This window comes from Wenyingzhuangia heitensis (assembly GCF_011762155.1).
GTDB classification, from domain to species: domain Bacteria; phylum Bacteroidota; class Bacteroidia; order Flavobacteriales; family Flavobacteriaceae; genus Wenyingzhuangia; species Wenyingzhuangia heitensis.
In genome coordinates this window covers 294,256-312,170 of record NZ_JAASQL010000002.1, presented here as the reverse complement: position 1 = coordinate 312,170, position 17,915 = coordinate 294,256, and the positions used below count along the sequence as shown (strand labels likewise).

The 17,915-nt window shown below is 31.3% G+C and carries 15 protein-coding genes; 5 read left to right on the top strand and 10 right to left on the bottom strand.

The window, feature by feature from the left end; translation table 11 throughout:
- The first annotated feature begins 10 nt into the window (after positions 1 to 10).
- Positions 11 to 1,747 carry a SusD/RagB family nutrient-binding outer membrane lipoprotein gene (locus tag FHR24_RS09955; RefSeq protein WP_167187767.1) on the top strand — a complete coding sequence of 579 codons (1,737 nt, stop codon included), beginning with the start codon at positions 11 to 13 and terminating at the stop codon, positions 1,745 to 1,747.
- A 74-nt stretch (positions 1,748 to 1,821) separates the two neighbouring features.
- Positions 1,822 to 3,234, top strand: coding sequence for a purple acid phosphatase family protein (locus FHR24_RS09950; RefSeq protein ID WP_167187764.1), 1,413 nt, complete (start codon positions 1,822 to 1,824; stop codon positions 3,232 to 3,234).
- Positions 3,235 to 3,311: 77 nt separating this feature from the next.
- On the opposite strand, the gene FHR24_RS09945 is transcribed toward FHR24_RS09950, so the two are convergent.
- The gene (locus FHR24_RS09945; protein WP_167187761.1) at positions 3,312 to 3,875 is read right to left on the bottom strand and encodes an RNA polymerase sigma factor; all 564 of its coding nucleotides are present in this window, start codon (positions 3,873 to 3,875) and stop codon (positions 3,312 to 3,314) included.
- A gap of 146 nt (positions 3,876 to 4,021) precedes the next feature.
- Complete coding sequence (locus FHR24_RS09940; protein WP_167187758.1) at positions 4,022 to 4,381, bottom strand: DUF983 domain-containing protein; 360 nt, start codon at positions 4,379 to 4,381, stop codon at positions 4,022 to 4,024.
- Between the two features lie 122 nt (positions 4,382 to 4,503).
- On the opposite strand from FHR24_RS09940, the gene FHR24_RS09935 reads away from it, so the two are divergent.
- Positions 4,504 to 5,376: an AraC family transcriptional regulator gene (locus FHR24_RS09935; RefSeq protein WP_167187755.1), complete on the top strand. Its 873-nt coding sequence runs from the start codon at positions 4,504 to 4,506 to the stop codon at positions 5,374 to 5,376.
- 2 nt (positions 5,377 to 5,378) lie between these two features.
- Here FHR24_RS09935 and FHR24_RS09930 read toward each other — a convergent pair whose 3' ends face one another.
- From FHR24_RS09930 to FHR24_RS09895, 8 genes are all read right to left on the bottom strand, one after another.
- The gene (locus tag FHR24_RS09930; protein ID WP_167187752.1) at positions 5,379 to 6,770 is read right to left on the bottom strand and encodes an alkaline phosphatase family protein; all 1,392 of its coding nucleotides are present in this window, start codon (positions 6,768 to 6,770) and stop codon (positions 5,379 to 5,381) included.
- Positions 6,771 to 6,777: 7 nt separating this feature from the next.
- Positions 6,778 to 7,986 (bottom strand): metabolite traffic protein EboE, encoded by a 1,209-nt coding sequence (gene eboE / locus FHR24_RS09925; RefSeq protein WP_167187749.1) that lies wholly within the window; start codon positions 7,984 to 7,986, stop codon positions 6,778 to 6,780.
- Positions 7,987 to 7,995: 9 nt separating this feature from the next.
- Positions 7,996 to 9,144, bottom strand: coding sequence for a 3-dehydroquinate synthase (locus FHR24_RS09920; RefSeq protein ID WP_167187746.1), 1,149 nt, complete (start codon positions 9,142 to 9,144; stop codon positions 7,996 to 7,998).
- Between the two features lie 4 nt (positions 9,145 to 9,148).
- Positions 9,149 to 10,048: a UbiA-like protein EboC gene (gene eboC / locus FHR24_RS09915; protein ID WP_167187743.1), complete on the bottom strand. Its 900-nt coding sequence runs from the start codon at positions 10,046 to 10,048 to the stop codon at positions 9,149 to 9,151.
- Entirely contained in the window at positions 10,048 to 10,950 is a 903-nt protein-coding gene (locus FHR24_RS09910) for a TatD family hydrolase (protein ID WP_167187740.1), read from the bottom strand. Before FHR24_RS09910 ends, eboC begins: the two co-directional genes overlap by 1 nt.
- Before the next feature lie 8 nt (positions 10,951 to 10,958).
- Complete coding sequence (locus tag FHR24_RS09905) at positions 10,959 to 11,753, bottom strand: EboA domain-containing protein (protein ID WP_167187737.1); 795 nt, start codon at positions 11,751 to 11,753, stop codon at positions 10,959 to 10,961.
- Between the two features lie 37 nt (positions 11,754 to 11,790).
- Entirely contained in the window at positions 11,791 to 12,159 is a 369-nt protein-coding gene (locus FHR24_RS09900) for a transmembrane 220 family protein (RefSeq protein WP_167187734.1), read from the bottom strand.
- 225 nt (positions 12,160 to 12,384) lie between these two features.
- Entirely contained in the window at positions 12,385 to 13,653 is a 1,269-nt protein-coding gene (locus FHR24_RS09895) for a cytochrome-c peroxidase (protein WP_167187731.1), read from the bottom strand.
- Between the two features lie 226 nt (positions 13,654 to 13,879).
- Here FHR24_RS09895 and lpdA point away from each other — a divergent pair, with 226 nt between their 5' ends.
- Together lpdA and FHR24_RS09885 are read left to right on the top strand one after the other, a co-directional pair.
- The gene (gene lpdA, locus FHR24_RS09890) at positions 13,880 to 15,268 is read left to right on the top strand and encodes a dihydrolipoyl dehydrogenase (RefSeq protein ID WP_167187728.1); all 1,389 of its coding nucleotides are present in this window, start codon (positions 13,880 to 13,882) and stop codon (positions 15,266 to 15,268) included.
- A 135-nt stretch (positions 15,269 to 15,403) separates the two neighbouring features.
- Positions 15,404 to 17,902: a hypothetical protein gene (locus FHR24_RS09885; protein WP_167187725.1), complete on the top strand. Its 2,499-nt coding sequence runs from the start codon at positions 15,404 to 15,406 to the stop codon at positions 17,900 to 17,902.
- Positions 17,903 to 17,915: the final 13 nt, after the last annotated feature.

Genomic DNA, 17,915 nt, shown 5'->3' with positions numbered 1-17,915 from the left:
TAAAATCAAGATGACTCAAATAAAACATAAAATAATCACAATATCATTATCGCTGTTAGCACTTATAACTTCAGCATGTAGTGAATCTTTAGACGAAATAAATACAAGCCCAAATACACTTCCAGATACCGAAGTAGATATTAAATATGTATTAACAGGTATTATTACCAAATCTGCACAAATAAGAACTAGACTTTCTTATGAAGCAGGAGAATTGTCTGCTGCAACTCAATATTTACAAAGAGATTTTACCAGCTACGAAGAAAACAACTACCAGTGGGGTGCTAATGATTTTAGCAATTATTATGAACCCTTAAAAGATAGTCAATACATTTATGAACGTGCTGAAACAGAAAAGCAAGACGAAGTAAAAAATTATTATCAAGCAGTGGCTTTGATTGTAAAATCTTATGAATTTGGTTTTTTAACTTCTGCCTTTGGAGACATTCCTTATAGCAAAGCTTTACAAGGAGAAAAAGGAGGTGATGAATTTTTTAAACCTGTATATGATTCTCAAAAAGATGTATTTGCAGGAATACTAAAAGATTTAGAAACAGCAAATACCTTGTTAAAAAATACAGGAATTTGTGAAGAAGCTACAGGTGCAGATGTAATGTACAATGGAGATGGTCAAAAATGGAGAAAATTAGCCAACTCTTTAAAATTAAGATTCTGCATGAGATTGTCAGAAAAAGGAGACTCTGGTATTAATGTAGCTTCAGAAATTTCTAACATAGTAAATAATCCTAGTGAATTTCCTATTCTACAAAACAATAGCGACAATGCTGTAATTGGTTTTATAGGTACAGACAGCAATAATAGCTGGTCAGGTGGTGCTTTAAACTACAGCAATCGTTCTGAATTTTATCGTAGAAAACCATCCGCAACTATTGTAAATGATTTGACAGAGTTAAAAGATCCACGTTTAACAAAATGGATAAAACCTGTAGATGTACAATTGGCACAAGGAGCTACCAATCAAGTTGTTTTAGAAAACGGTAAAGTAAAACGTTATATAACCGAAGATATCAATGCCATTAATACAGATGGTGACAAAGAAAACGATATCAATACAGATTTATTTGTAGGAGTATCTATAGCATTAAGTGCTCCTAACGATTTTAACTTGGGGGGAACTGTTAGCGATTTTAAAAGTAAAATTACCGAGCTAGATGGAAGTATTTATTTAAATGAAGGATCTAACCCACACACATCTTATCTTACTGATATGTATGCTGATAATAGCAATCCTTTGGTAAAAGCTACATTGATGAATGCTGCCGAAGTACAGTTTATTTTAGCAGAAGCAAGCGTACGTAGTTACATTACAACCAATGCATATGAGTATTACAAAAAAGGGGTTGAATTGTCTTTAGAACAATATGAAATTGCTGATGGTGATACAAATGCTGTTTATGATAAAAACAACAACACACTTGTAAATTTTGATAAAACAGCCTACATCTCAACAATCAAAAGTATCTATGACGGTGCCACTAATAAATTAGAGCCTATCCTACATCAAAAATGGATTGCATTGTGGCTTACAAGCGAATCTTGGTTTGATTGGATAAGAACAGGATTTCCAGATTTAAACAAAAATATTATTTCAGGAACCAATGGTCAACAAACTCCTATAAGATTTATTTACACAGACTCTTATAACGAAGATAACATGTTACAAGCTATAGAAAAACTAGTCCCTGCTGTTAACGATCAGTGGTCTAAAACTTGGCTGTTACAATAAGTAAACAATTCTAAAAACAGGAGTTTATAACTCCTGTTTTTTTTAACAACCTCTTTCATCAAAATATATTTACAATGAAAAAAATAGCATTCTTAATTTTCTGTGTTTTTGTATGTATCTCTTGTCGTCAAAATTCTCACAACAATCATCATGAGGAACATACACATAATCACAGCAATTATCAATCAGGTGTACCTGCCCATAAATTAATTTTCCCGTCTGCTACCCCAGACAGAATTATTGTTAATTTAACCCAAAACCCTGCTCGTAGCTTTGCTGTAAACTGGAGAACAAATCAACAAATAGACACTGCTTATATAGAAATTGCTAAAGAAACTCATGGTCCTGATTTTTTATTAAACCACCAAGTAAAACGTATCAAAGCAACTAGTCAGTTTATACAGTTAGAAAACACTAGAGACCAAGAACCTTTGGTTAAAGCCGCTTATCATTCTGTTGTTGTAAAAAATTTAGAACCCGGTACTACCTATGTATATCGTGTGGGAAATGGTGCCAATAACAATGATACTTGGAGCGAATGGTTTCAAATAAAAACACCTTCTGAAGATATAAATACTCCTTTTAGCTTTATCTATTTTGGAGATGCTCAGAATGATGTAAAATCTATGTGGTCTAGAATAATTCGTAAATCGTATAAAATGATGCCAGAGGTTGATTTTATGCTACACGCAGGAGATTTAATCAACCATAGCGAATCGGACAGAGAATGGGGTGAATGGTTTTATGCAGGAAGTTTTATTCACGCAACCGTACCTAGCATTATGACTCCAGGAAATCATGAATATGATAGAACCACAGGACGTAAAAATTTATCTGCTTTGTGGAGACCTCAATTTACATTGCCTCAAAATGGTCCTTTAGAAGAGTTAAAAGAAACTTGTTATGCAATCGATTATCAAAATATGAAATTAATTTCTATTGATGCTCAAAGTTTTATCAACAGCAAAGTTTCTAGAAATGCACAAACAAAATGGTTAGATTCTATATTGTCTCACAACAACAAAAAGTGGACAACTATTACCATGCACTACCCTATTTTTTCTACCAAAAAAGGTAGAGACAATAAAGAATTGCGCGAAATGATACAGCCTTTAATTGACAAATACAGGGTAGACTTAATTCTACAAGGACACGATCATACTTATGCTAGAGGTTATGCATCTAACGAAGGTTTGGGTAAAACTGTGGTAGAAAATTCTGGTGCTATTTATGCAGTATCTGTGAGTGGCCCTAAAATGTACGAATCTCAAAATCAAGAATGGATGGTAAAGCGTGGGGAATACACACAGCTTTTTCAGATAATAACGATTGACAATAATACTTTAAACTACAACTCCTACACTTCTAAAGGAGGGTTGTATGACAGTTTTAGTTTGGTAAAATATCCGAATGGAAAGAAGAAATTAACCAATCATAAACCTGACATAAACATAAGACACAAGAAAGATTTTGTGCCTAAAAACTAAATTTTGTTTTGTTTTAGCTCAATTTTAACAATGTTAAAATTGTACAAAAAGCCGTCTTTTTAGACGGCTTTTTTAATTTATAACCCAAACTCTTTTAATTTATTTTCCACTTTTGTTCTAAGAATTGTATACGCATTGGTAATATGTGATTCTACTGCTTTTTTAGAAATTGTTAAATATTCTGATATTTCTAAATTTGTCAAACCTTCCTCTTTACTTAATAAAAAAACTTGTTTGCATTTTGTAGGTAAAAGATCTATTTCACATTTTAACAACGCTACTTTTCTCTCTAATAAGTTAGTTTCTTCATCTGTTACAAAAGAAGTTAAAGTATCGTGATAAATTTTATCTAAAACAACAGATGATTGCTGTTTTCTGTAGGTATTTATAAAATCGTTATAAACAGATTTGTACAAAAAGCTTTTTATAGATTCTGTAATTTTTAAACTCTTTCGGTTTTCCCAAATTCGCATAAAAACATTTTGTACAATATCTTCAGATAAAATAGCATCTTTAGTAAGACTGTATGCATAACCAAAGAGCTTTTTATAGTAAAGATCTATCAAAGACATGTATGCTTTTTCATCTCCTTTGGTAAGATTTTTTAGTAAAACTGCAATGTCCTTTTCTGCATTAGCCATTATAAAATTATAATTTAAATGCTAAGTTCTATCATTATAATTAATTACTACTAAAAAGTGAATTACCTTATTATTAAACTAACTATATCAATAGGTAAAGTATTTACTAACACTTTGATTATGTGTAGCTAATTACAGGTCAACACTTATTTTATACTTCTGAACATATAGAGCCAAATCATTCTAGAAATTCTAATATTAAAGAATGTTAGTAACAACATTATCCCAATTATAATAGGAATAATTTTCATGTCTAAAGACTTTTCAAAAAACGGACTGGCAAAAAAATAAGTTATCAATCCTTCTGCAACACCCAAACCATAACTTACATACATCGCTCCAATAAAAAAACCAGGTTCTTTTATATATTTATAATCACAAGTTGGGCATTTAGAATTCATTTTGGGAACACTCATACTAAACACAATATTCTTATCTTTAAACACTTTTCCTTTACCACAGTTAGGACATTTATTTGTAAATATCTGTTGTATTAATTTAAACATTATATTCTGCATTTAACAATTAAAAACTATTTATATTTAAGTAGTCAAAAATAGATTTTATCAGATTTTAAAATAATTAATATCTCCACAAATATTAGCATAATAAAGACATTATAAATAAAATGAAAAAAGTGCCTATATATACTATTCAGAATTTTAACGATAGTAGTAACAAAGACCATTTGTACATAAATACTTTTAAAAATCATTTGATAGAACATAGTTTTATAGAAAAGTCTCATCGTCATAATTTTTACCTTTTGGTATTATTTACCAACGGAACAGGAACACACAATATAGACTCTAATACCTTTAGTATTAAAAGAGGGAGTTTGTATGTTTTAAAACCTGGACAAGCACATGGCTGGGAGCTTTCTAATGATATTGATGGCTATATTCTTTTTTATTCTGATGAGATTTACAACCTGTATTTTGGTCATAAAAGAATTGAAGAATATCCGTTTTATGAACCTTCTAAAAATATATCTGAAATTCTATTTAACGAGAAAGAACTTTTAGATATTGAGTTTTATTTCAAACTCTTAATCAAAGAAAATCAACAACTTAAATCTAGAAAAAAAGATAAATTATTAAATATTATTGATGTTATTCACATAGAAATCTCTAGAAAATTTTTATCAGAAAACACCTATTCACATCAAACATATCATCAAAAACTAAAAATTTTCAATCAACTACTAGATTGTTATTATACTACAGAAAAATCTCCTTCTTTTTACGCTTCTAAAATGAACATTACCTTAAAACATTTAAACAGAATTTGTAAAGAGCTGTTAAACAAAACAATTACAGAGTTAATCTCTCAGAAAATTGTGTTAGAAAGTAAACGAATGCTCACTTTTAGCAATGCATCTATCAACCAAATTGCCACTAGTTTAGGCTATGAAGATTATTCTTACTTTTCTAGATTGTTTAAAAAACACACCCAACAAACTCCTAGTAAATTTAGAACATTATTAAGTAAAGATCTTTAATTTTACACTTCTGAATCCTTAGCAAACACTTGGTTTAAAATAAGTTCAAAAACATCTGTAGCTTGTAAAAAAGAATCCTTTTGAGTCGACACATTTTTAATATTTTGAATAATTAAAGGATAATAATCTTCTTCTATATTTACAGCTCCATGAGATCCTTTTACCAAAGTTGCATCTAACGGAATAATGTCTAGCATAGATCTAAAACCTAACTTTTTCTTTAGAATTTTAAAAATAATTCGAGCAGTCATCATTTTTTTCTTAGGATCAGTAAACATCTCTACTGGGTCGTAACCTGGTTTTTTATGAATATCTACATTTCTTGCAAAATCAGGTGCTTTTTTATCGTCTAGCCAATAGTAATACGTAAACCAATAGTCTTGTTTTGCCACCACAACCAAATCCCCAGATCTTTTGTGGTTGATGTGATACTTTTTTTGGTCTTTTGAATCCAATACCAAATCAATTTCTGGACAATCTGCCAATAGTTTTTTCAGAAAATCTATCTTACTTTTGTCTTTTACATATACATGCGCTATTTGATGATCGGACACTGCAAAAGCTGCACTCTCCCCTGCATCTAACAATTCTAAGCCATTTTCTTCTCTAATCTGAAGTAAATTGTTTTCTCTTAATAAACGGTTGATGTGAAACGGTGCTTTTACAGGAGCAATTCCATATTCTGACAAGACTATAATCTCCACATTATTGGCTTCATAAAAAGCGACCAAATCTTTAAAAACAACATCTAACTCTTGTAAATTTTTTAAAATGGTTTGTTCCTCATTTGTTTTTTGCAATACATAATCTAGGTGTGGTAAATAGATTAATTGCAGGGTTGGTTGGTGCCATTCAAAAACTAATTTAGAAGCATCGGCAATCCATTTTGTAGCTTTAATAGACGTATTAGGTCCCCAAAAATGAAACAAAGGAAACGTTCCTAATTTACTTTGTAGTTGATCTCTTAACTCTCCTGGCTTGGAATAACAATCTGGTTTTTTTTGACCATCGGCTCTGTACTGTGGTCTTGGAGTTACATTGTAATCTGCATTAGAATACATGTTGTACCACCAAAACATGTTAGAAGATGTAAATGCTGCATTTTTACTTTTGGCTACATCCCAAATTTTAGGAGCTTCTACCAAGTGATTAGATTGTTTCCATAACATCACCTCAGATTGCTCTTTAAAATACCATCCGTTAGCAATTATACCATGTTCATTAGGCCATTTTCCTGTTAAATAAGTAGATTGTGCAGCACAGGTAACTGCAGGTAAAACTGGTTTTATTTTAGAAACATTTCTTTTTTTAATCCATTGTGTTAAAAAAAGTTCCTTGTGCTTTAGCAATGCACTAGACAATCCTACAATATTAATAACCACTGTTTTATTCATAAAAAACTTATTCTTTTAATTGATCAATCACCCAATTCAATTCTCTAACTATAGAACTGGTCATATCTGTTTGTAAATCATTTGGCAACACTCCCCAAGTATAGGTTTCTATTTCTAAATGATGGGTATATTTTATCTGTTTCCAAAGTTCTAAAGCCTTTACAATTTCATCTTGAGTAGATTGTACTACGTTAAAATCTGTTGTAAAAATGGGTACATGAAAATGGGTTCTAATCTCTTTAAAATCTGGTGAACTCATCAATGCAATCCCTTGTGATAAATCTGAAAAATGCACCAAACTATGGTTTTGCAACTGTACAATAGATTGATGTAAATATGTTGGTTCATCAAATTGTTGCAAACATTCTTGCTGAGTTTGTATAGATACCTTTTCTGATTTTTGACACTTAATCGCTGAACTAATTTGTATTTTCCCTATCTGAATATTTTTACTCAAAAAAGTAGAAATCACATGTTCTGGACTTTCATAAGCCAAGGCAAAATGACAAACATCGTAACAAACCTGAATGTGATTTAGCAAATGTTCCTTTGCCTTTTCTAGAGAACAACCTTTATGCTCTGCTACAAAATTTGCTCCTGTTTGTAGCAAATAATCTTCATAGAAAGAAACCACTTCTTGTGTGTTTTCTAAAAAACCATCGGGTTCTGGTTCAATATCCAAGTGAATATTTTTTCCTGTCGCTTGTTTAATATCTATTAAATCCAAGGCTATTTTAGCAATAGACTCACAAGTAATGCGGGTTACTTTTTGTTTTTCATCAGTTGAATCAAACCAATATTTATAAGACAATGGAGAGGTAGAAATTCCACCATCTATTTTATTTGGCAGTAAATAAGCCAATATTTTTATTAAATTCTGAGTATAAACAATCCGATCTTCTGTCGTCCAATCTGGCACATGTACTTGATCTTTAATGGCTACGTTGTGAAAATCTCCATACGGAAAACCATTCATCGTATAAACATATAGTTGATTTGCTTCTAACCATTGTTTGAACTCTTGCAGATGATTATCTTGTAATAAAACAAAGGCACTTTTTGCAGACAAACGCAAGCCTATTCCAAAGGGTTTACTAGAAGACACTTTACTTTTAACAGCCAATGTATATTTCTTTAAACTCTCAAAAACTTCCTCCCAAGTTTCTCCAGGATGTATGTTGGTACAATACGTTAAATGTCCTTGGTTTATTTCCATTTTTCTAATCTATTTTTTAGACACGTATTTGTTTAAATAATCTATGGATTTTAATACAATGTCAGATTCCATTTCATGAACCTCAAAACCAGTACCCAAAGCAGACAACAACATAATGGTTAACTTCCCTCCTAAATGTTCTCTAAACTCTTCTAATCCTTTAATTACGTTTGCATCCATTTCATCATAAGAAATAGAAAAACCTAAATTTAAAGTCGTGTCTAAAATACGTTGTAATTCTGTTTCTGATAAATGACCTTGTAAATAAGAATAAGCACTATCTAAAGCAATACCTATAGCTACAGCCTCACCATGTCTTATGTTAAAATTGGATAATTGTTCTAATTTATGTGCAGACCAATGACCAAAATCTAAAGGCCGAGAAGAACCTTGTTCAAAGGCATCTCCAGAATTCTGAATGTGTTTCATGTGCAAATCTGCACAACGATAAATCAACTCATTCATCACTTCTAAATTTCTATTATTTAAGGCAGATGTATTTTGTTCTATCCATTCAAAAAATTCATAATCTTTTATCAATGCTACTTTTATAGCTTCAGATATTCCAGATCTCCAATCTCGTTCATCTAAAGTTGTTAAAAAAGCATCATCGTTAATAACAGCATAAGGAACTGCAAACGTTCCTGTAAAATTCTTTTTCCCTAAAAAGTTGATTCCATTTTTAACTCCAATTCCAGAATCGTTTTGAGATAATACCGTGGTTGGTATTCTCACCAAACGAACTCCTCTGTGTGATATTGCAGCAGCAAATCCCATAGCATCTAACACTGCTCCACCTCCAATCACCACAATATAAGAATGCCTATCTATACCGTAAGCATTTACTTTTTCTAGAACGGAATTGATATGTGCATCGTTATTTTTTGCGGTTTCTCCTCCAGGAATTTCCATCACATCACCTTGCAAACTTATTTGTTCTTGGTAATGTTTAAAATAATGCTGTATATTATTTTTTAAGTCCGGGTGAGCTATAGAAACTCCACTGTCTAAAATAACCAATACCTTGGCTACTCTATCTTTATCAATAATTGTATTGGCTAAAGTGGTATTTTGGGTATTGAACAAATTACTTGTAAAAAGTAAATTGAAACTAAAGTGAACTTGAAAAGATTGCTTTATAATTTTAGGTGCCTTCATAAACTTAGGTAACAGGGAATTTTTTTGATAGATATAACGAAATTGGTAACAAACATAGTACCAATAATGCGTTGGTTACAGAACTAAATCCGGCAACATAACTTGCGTTTAACGGTATTAAAGACAATACTGCTATTTTTACCGCTTTCATTATTAATTTGGGTTGATTTTTTACAATAGCATTTATTTTAGCTACTACATTTACACCATACCAAAAGGCAAGAAAAACTCCTGCTTTTTGTAGAGAAAAGTTAAAGTTTTGAGCAATAAATAAAAACCCAACAACAATACTTAAATCTAAAAGCATTGCCAATCCTATGGCTAATTTATTTTTCCCTTTGGTTTCTTTTTGAGCCGTTAAGGTAATGGCAGAAACAAATAAAATTGGCAATAGAGAAATTAAGTAATATTTGGCATCTAAACTAGTAATGATACTCATCCCTAAAATTAGATTTAAACCTCTACACATCCCCATATTTATAGGCCCTAAAAAAGTGTTGTGTTTTGCGTATTTGTCATAACTCAAAGCACAAACTACAACTCCTAGAGCTACTAAAGTACTAAATAGAGACACTAAGAAAGTTGCCATTATGGCAATAAAAAAAAGAACAATTCCTGCTATTTTAGCTTCTTTTAAACTTAATTTTCCGCTAGGAATTACACGCTCTGGTCTATTTATTTTATCTGCTTCTAGATCAAAAACATCGTTAAAAATAATTCCCCCTGCATACAAACAAGCTGTAGCAATAGATAGTAAAATTCCGTGTAAAAACAATGTGTTGTCTACACCACTATAATTTAAATAACCTACAATGGCTATTCCTGCCAACACATCTGCAATAGAGGTAATCACATTTGCAGGTCTTATAATTAACAGTAAAGCCTCAATCTTTTTGTTCTTCATTATTTAGCCATTCCTTTAAAACTAATTTCTTTAGGATTTTGACCTCTTAACACTGAATTTCCTTCTAATAAATCTGCTTGATTTACGTTGTTATCTTGTACCCAATCAGACTCGTTAAACTGTCCACTTTGACCATAAAAAGACAATGCATTTTGATAACAAATTTTGTGAACATCTTCTTTAGAAACCCCTCTTTCTAACATTAAGGCGGCCGTTTTAGGAACCGATAACGCATCACTCACCCCCCAATCTGCAGAACTATCTACAATTACTTTGGTAGAACCATATTGTTTTGCTACTTCTACCATTCTTTTTTTACCCATTTTAGTTTTTGGGTAAATAGTAAATCCTGCCCAAAAACCACGATCTAAAACTGCTTTGGCTGTTTCCTCGTTGTTATGATCTATCAATACCAAATGTGGTGGGATTCCGTGTTCCTCTACCACATCCATACTTCTTAAAGTTCCTTGTTTTTTATCTCTGTGTGGTGTGTGAACCAATACAGGTAAATCGTATTCTTTGGCTAATTCTAACTGAATTCTAAAGTATTTATCTTCTAATTCTGTTTGATCATCATACCCTATTTCTCCAATAGCAACCACTCCTTCTTTGGCTATAAACTGTGGCAACAATTCAATCACCTGATCTGCCAAAGCTTCGTTGTTTGCTTCTTTAGAATTTAACCCCATAGTACAGTAATGTTTGATTCCAAATTGAGAAGCCCTAAAACGTTCCCAACCTACCAACGTACTGTAATAATCTTTAAAAGATCCTACGTTTGTACGGGGTTGTCCTAACCAAAAAGCAGGTTCTATAACAGCTACAATTCCTGCAGCTCTCATGTTTTCATAATCATCTGTTGTACGAGAGACCATGTGAATGTGTGGATCTATAAAATTCATTTTATATATTATTTATCGTTGTTATTCCAATAATTAGGACTCAACGGTTTGTTTGCTATTAATGTATCTAATATTTCTTTTTCTACTCCTGTAGATGTTCTTTTTAAAATTAATTCTTTTACATCTTCTCTAAGGTACCCTTCTATCATTCTCCAAGCTTCTATTGGGATTTGTCTACCTGCTGCCCAGCGTTCTTTTACAAACTCTTGTAACATGGTCGCTAAATCTTTATTCTTTCCATCATCTAATCCTTGTACTTTAGAAATGTTTCTATCCATAAAAAAACATTTTAAAATTAGCTGATTCCATTCTGCTTCACTTAAATAGGCTTTGGCAAAAGGGTTTCCAAAAGCAATGGCATCAAAAACATCCGCAATATTTGTTCTTATTCCTTCTGTATATTGATGAGTAAACTCTTGTGCATTTTCTAACAAATACAATCCTTTATACAAGGCTACTTGCTCTTTTATTTCGGCAGTTTCAAAAAAAGATAGAATGATAGATTTGTTTACAGAAATAGGCAAACTCATCATTAACTGAACACGAGCCAATTCTTGTTTGTTCCAGTTACTTAAAGTAAAACCTGGATATATATTTTCTAATGCTTCTTTTTGATCTGAATTCCATTCACAAACTTTATCGCTTATAAATCTAGATACTAGACTAAAAAAAATATTGAATTTTTTACTATTCTCCACCAATGCAGTTTGATTGATTTTTACAGCAATCCATTCAAATTCTTTTGATGAAAATTGTGATTGTATGGTAGATATAAATTGTACTTGTTCTTTTCTTGAAATCATAGTATTAAAATAAATTAACTATTAAAAACTACCTTGTTTAATCTTTTCTTTTTTTTAATTGATACAAAACACCTAATGCAGCAATTAATAAACCCATAAACTCTCTAGATCCTTCTAAATATGGTTTTTCATATACCATAGTTCCAAAAATTTCTTCTTTATGATCTATTTGTAAATAATCTATAAAAAGGGAAAAATAAAACAAAGAATACCCTAACAATAATGCAATTACAACGATTAGAAATAGTTTAGGAAGTGTTTTAAAAGCGGAATACACACATATTACAGCTACTGCAGCGTATATAGAAAACCACACAGCACTATCTGGATCGTTTAACTGCACAACCGCAAACAAGCTAAATAAAACAAAAAGAATAATATTGATTGTTTTCGAAGAAATCTTCATTTATACAATGGATTTATTATTAATAATGACTTAGTTCCCTTAAAAAAATAAGAACAAAACAAACTTAGAAAAGTTTTTGTTTAGTTATGTTCAAATTTATTCACTGTAAAAATACAAACAAGTATAGAACTATACTAATAATCTATAAGTATCTAAATAAGGTTTTATTTTAACTATATAATGCGAATACATATAGACTTTATTTAAAAAAGTAGTTTATGCAATTTATCTAAAAGGATTAGACCATTTTGTATTTATGTAAGCATCACTACCGGTTAAGGTGTTTAAAAATGCCATTAATTGATTTCTTTCCTCAGTATTCATGTCTAAAAATTGAGGATAACCTTCTGGAGTCAAACGAGCATCTAAATTGTGATTATCTGTATGAATGTCTTTAAAATTATAATTGGCTATAATACCTCCTAACAAATCATTGGTAGTACCTGCATGAAACATGGGGCTGTTTAGTTCATTTAATTCTCCATTAGGACGAATTAAATCTCTAAGTGTTGGAGAACGTGTAACAGTAAAATCTCGTTCTAGTAAAGAATTTCCGTTTAGTGGACGATCAAATCCGTTATTTAAAGACAACGGATCAATATCAAACTCTGGTGCTCTATGGCAACTCGCACAATTTAATCCACCACTTATACGATGTGCTGCTACCACTGTTAAATCTCCACCAAATTTTTCTATAGTAACGCTTTCAATCACATATTTAAAATCCTCGGTAAACAAACGTTTTCCTTTGTTTTCTTCCGTTGTAAAATTTGGAAAATCATCTGTATGTGAATTTACCTGTGCAAGACCTATGTCATATTTTGAATCAAAAGACTGAATACTTCTTATAAACTGTGACAATGCTTTTCCCATCCTTTCTTCTGTAATAGCTACATCATCATATACCTTTTTAAATAAAATAGGATAATAAGTAGTAGCTGAAAGTTTAATAATCAAATCTTGAAAATTAGGAGCTCCGTTTAAACCACTAAATCCCATTTCGCTATGATCCTTAATAGGCATTGTTGCTTGCATTTCTAAACTAGAAGCTCTTTCATCCCAAAAAAAATTTACCTCATCAGAGAACCTAGCATTTATTAAACGTGTAGAATGTCTTAATGTTTGCCCATTTACTCCTTGGCTAAATTGTGCTCTATCAGAAAACGCAAATTCTTGCTGATGACAACTTGCACATGAAATGGTATTATTACTAGATAGTTTTTTATCGTAAAACAAAACCCTACCTAAAGTTGCTCCTGCATTTGTTATAGAATTATTTACAGGTGTATTGTCTTTTATTATGTAATTAGGAATATTTTGATTTTCGTAATTCAATAAATTCGTCAAATCAATCTTTAGGATCTCATCAATTATATTTTGATGGGTAAGCTCTTCTTTTAATGAAACAACTTCTACTGCTGTATAAGACTCTTTAGTACAAGAACTAAAAAAAACAATAAAAACAATAAAAGTAAAACGATATCTATTTTTCATTTCTAAAAATCACAATAATTAGAAACTTAGACCTAAGTTTTAAATAAAAGTTTGTTTTAGTTAAACTATTTATCTAGAATTCAAATTGTTAAAATTATATTTTAAACAAAGTAAGCTAACCTTGTTAATCCCTATAAAATCGATTATAGTTGCTATGTAATATAGTTTTGAATTGTTACATTTGCATACATTATAAATTTCAATCACTAGATTAAAAAATATACACATGAAATACGACGTTATTGTTATCGGAAGTGGACCTGGAGGATATGTTACTGCTATTAGAGCTTCACAATTAGGGTTTAAGACTGCTGTTGTTGAAAGAGAATCTTTAGGAGGTATCTGTTTAAACTGGGGATGTATTCCTACAAAAGCTTTATTAAAAAGTGCCCAAGTATACGATTACTTAAAGCATGTTGATGATTATGGTTTAAAAGCAGAAGCTATTGATAAAGACTTTGAAGCAGTAATTAAACGTTCTCGTGGTGTAGCAGAAGGAATGAGTAAAGGTGTTCAATTCTTGATGAAAAAGAACAAGATTGATGTTATAAAAGGATCTGGTAAAATTAAAGCTGGAAAAAAAGTAGACGTTACTGATGCTGATGGTACTGTAACTGAGTTTTCTGCAGACCATATTATTATTGCAACAGGTGCTCGTTCTAGAGAATTACCAAACCTGCCACAAGATGGTAAAAAAGTAATTGGATACCGCCAAGCAATGACCTTACCTGAGCAACCAAAGAAAATGATTGTAGTAGGTTCTGGTGCAATTGGTGTTGAATTTGCTCACTTTTACAACTCAATGGGTACAGAAGTAACTATTGTAGAATTTATGCCTAACGTAGTTCCTGTAGAAGATGAAGAGGTTTCTAAAGCTTTTGGAAATGCTTTAAAGAAAGCTGGAATTAAAGTAATGTTAAACTCTGCTGTAGAGTCTGTAGACACTTCTGGTGAAGGAGTTGTTGCTACCGTTAAAACTAAAAAAGGGGAAGAAAAACTAGAAGCTGATATTTTATTATCTGCTGTGGGTATTAAAACAAATATTGAAAATATTGGTTTAGAAGAAGTTGGAATTGTTGTAGATAGAGATAAAATTATTGTAAATGATTTTTATCAAACAAACATTCCTGGTTACTATGCCATTGGAGATGTAGTTCCTGGTCAAGCTTTGGCACACGTTGCTTCTGCTGAAGGGATTACTTGTGTAGAAAAAATAGCAGGTTTACATACAGAACCTATTGATTACGGAAACATTCCTGGATGTACGTATGCTTACCCAGAAATTGCTTCTGTTGGATTGACTGAAAAAGCAGCTAAAGAAGCTGGTTATGAATTAAAAGTTGGAAAATTCCCTTTCTCTGCTTCAGGAAAAGCATCTGCTGCAGGTACTAAAGAAGGATTTGTAAAAGTAATTTTTGATGCCAAATACGGAGAATGGTTAGGATGTCATATGATTGGTGCTGGTGTTACCGATATGATTGCTGAAGCTGTTTTAGGTCGTAAATTAGAAACTACAGGGCACGAAGTTTTAAAAACTGTTCACCCTCACCCAACAATGTCTGAAGCTGTAATGGAAGCTGTTGCTGCTGCTTACGATGAAGTAATTCATTTGTAGAAAACTCAACAAAACTCATATATAAAAGGGAAAGTTTAAAGCTTTCCCTTTTTTTTTGTGTTTTTTTAAATAAAAAATAAACTATATTTGATTTTTGTGGTCTAACTAAAGTTGGTTAAACTCTATAAAAAACATATGAAAAAGATTCTATTAATAAGCATTACCTTTTGCTTAGCCTCGTTTACAATTATTACGACTACAGACTTCTTAGATAAAGTACAGCAAAAACTAGGAAATTACACAAAAAATCATCCCGAAAAAATTTACATCCAAACAGACAAACCCTTTTATTCTACTGATGAGGATTTATGGTTTTCTACTTATTTGGTAAATGGAATTACCCATCAAAAAACAGACAAAAGTAAAGTTGTACATGTAGAATTAATCAATGCAAAAGACAGCATTGTTTCTAAAAGAAAATTATTTTTTAACAACACTATTGCTTCTGGTGATTTTAAAATAAATAAAAACTGGAAACCGGGTACTTATATATTAAGAGCCTATACAAAATATATGCAAAACCAAAGTAGTGATTACTTTTTTCAAAAAGAAATTCCTATTTACAATATAGAAGAACAAGATAATCTTGCCACTGTTACTAAAGAAGTAACTCCTACACCCACACCTGTACAACAAGCTAAAGAAACAGTAAAACCAACAAGACCCAACATAAGGTTTTATCCAGAGGGTGGAAATTTAATAGCAGAAACTGCCAATAAAATTGCCTTTGAAGTAAAAGACAAAAGATTTAGCCAAGTAAACTTAAACGGAACTATTAAAGACCAAAATCACAATGAAATAGTCGAATTTAAAACTTTAGAATTAGGTTTAGGTAGTTTTATTTTTATTCCTGAATTAAACAAGAACTATTACGCTAGTGTATTTATAAACGGAAAAGAAGAAAAATATTTTTTACCTAAAATACTACCTACCGGATACACTCTTGGAGCTACAAACAATGGACAACATATTATAATTCAAAATTCATCTACAACAGAAACAGGATTAAAAGACACCTATTTGGTAGCACATCAAAGAGGTCATTTACTTTACAAAAATTTTGAAACAGAAAACAAAACGAGCAATGTAATTAAAATTGCCACCAAAGAATTAGCAGATGGTGTTGTAAACATTACTTTGTTTAACGCAAAAGGAAACCCAGTAGCAGAAAGATTAATTTTTATAGACAACCCAGATAATAACTTAACATTAAATATAAATGCTCCAGAAGCATCAGTAGAAGCTCGTAAGAAAATAACAATCCAATTAGACGTTAAAAACACGGACAATAAAAGTGTAGCAGGTAACTTATCTATGGCTGTTAGAGATTTAAAAGCGTATCCGTACAACACCAGATCAGGAAACATTAAATCATGGTTACTGTTAAACTCAGACCTAAGAGGTAGTGTTAAAAACCCAGGGTACTTTTTTGAAAAAGAAAATGATTTAAAGAGACGATATTTATTAGATTTATTATTAATGACTCACGGATGGAGACGTTTTACTTGGACAGATCTGTTAACAAAACAAGACACCATCACTCCTAAATTTAAGCCCGAAACTGGTTTATTTATAGCTGGAACTACAAAACAATTAAAAAAACCTTACCAAGCATTTGCAGCTCCTACCCGATTGACATTCTTTACAAAGAATATTTTTCAAGAACCTATTAGACAATCAGATACTTTAGGTAAGTTTAAATTTGGACCGTATGTATTTTTTGATTCTATGCCAGTAATTATAGAGTCTAGAATGGAGGATTTTAAATCTACCCGAAGAAAATCTAGAAACGTAGTAATTCTTGTAGATAAAGATAGAAGTACTCCTAAAATTGAAAAGAATGTCTTCTTTAACAAAATAGAAAAAGAAGACAAAGAATTAGAGGTTGCTAATTTTGTGAAAGTGACCAAATATATTAAAGAAGAAAAATTTAGATACAACAAAGAAGTAGAAAAATTAAACGAAATTACTTTAATTGCCAAACGTAAAACTGAAGAACAACAAAGACAAGAGGACATGAATAACCTTACCGATTATGGAGAGCCTATGAATGGAGAACGTTTAGACTTATTAAATGATTTTAACTCCCCTGGTAGTTATACTGCTTTTGATATTGTAAGTCAAATGAACGGTGTTTTTACTACAGGAGATAGTATCTACTTAAGAAGATCTAGCAATCCCGCTAAAATTGTATTAGATAATTTAGAAATAGACGGAAGTTTCTTACAATCTATTAATGGTGATGAAATATCTTTTATTGATGTTTTACAAGGTTCTGATGCTGCTACATTTTCTAATGGAGGTAATGGTGTAATTGCACTGTACTCTAACACAGGAAACGTTGGAAGCAGAAATATTAAAAGAAAACCTGGGATTATAGATTTTCAGGCGGAAGGTTTTTATACTGCTAGAAAATTTTATGCACCAGACCACGTAAACGATTTTGAATTGTTAAACAAATCGGATTTAAGAACCACGTTACACTGGGAACCTATAATTAGAACCAATAACAATGGTGCTACCGAGGTTTCTTTTTACACGAGTGATATTAGAAGTGATTATATTATTGAAGTAGAGGGTATTTCTGACAACGGAACTCCTATTCACGGAATTAAAACCTTTAACGTAGAGTAAAATTTTATCATAG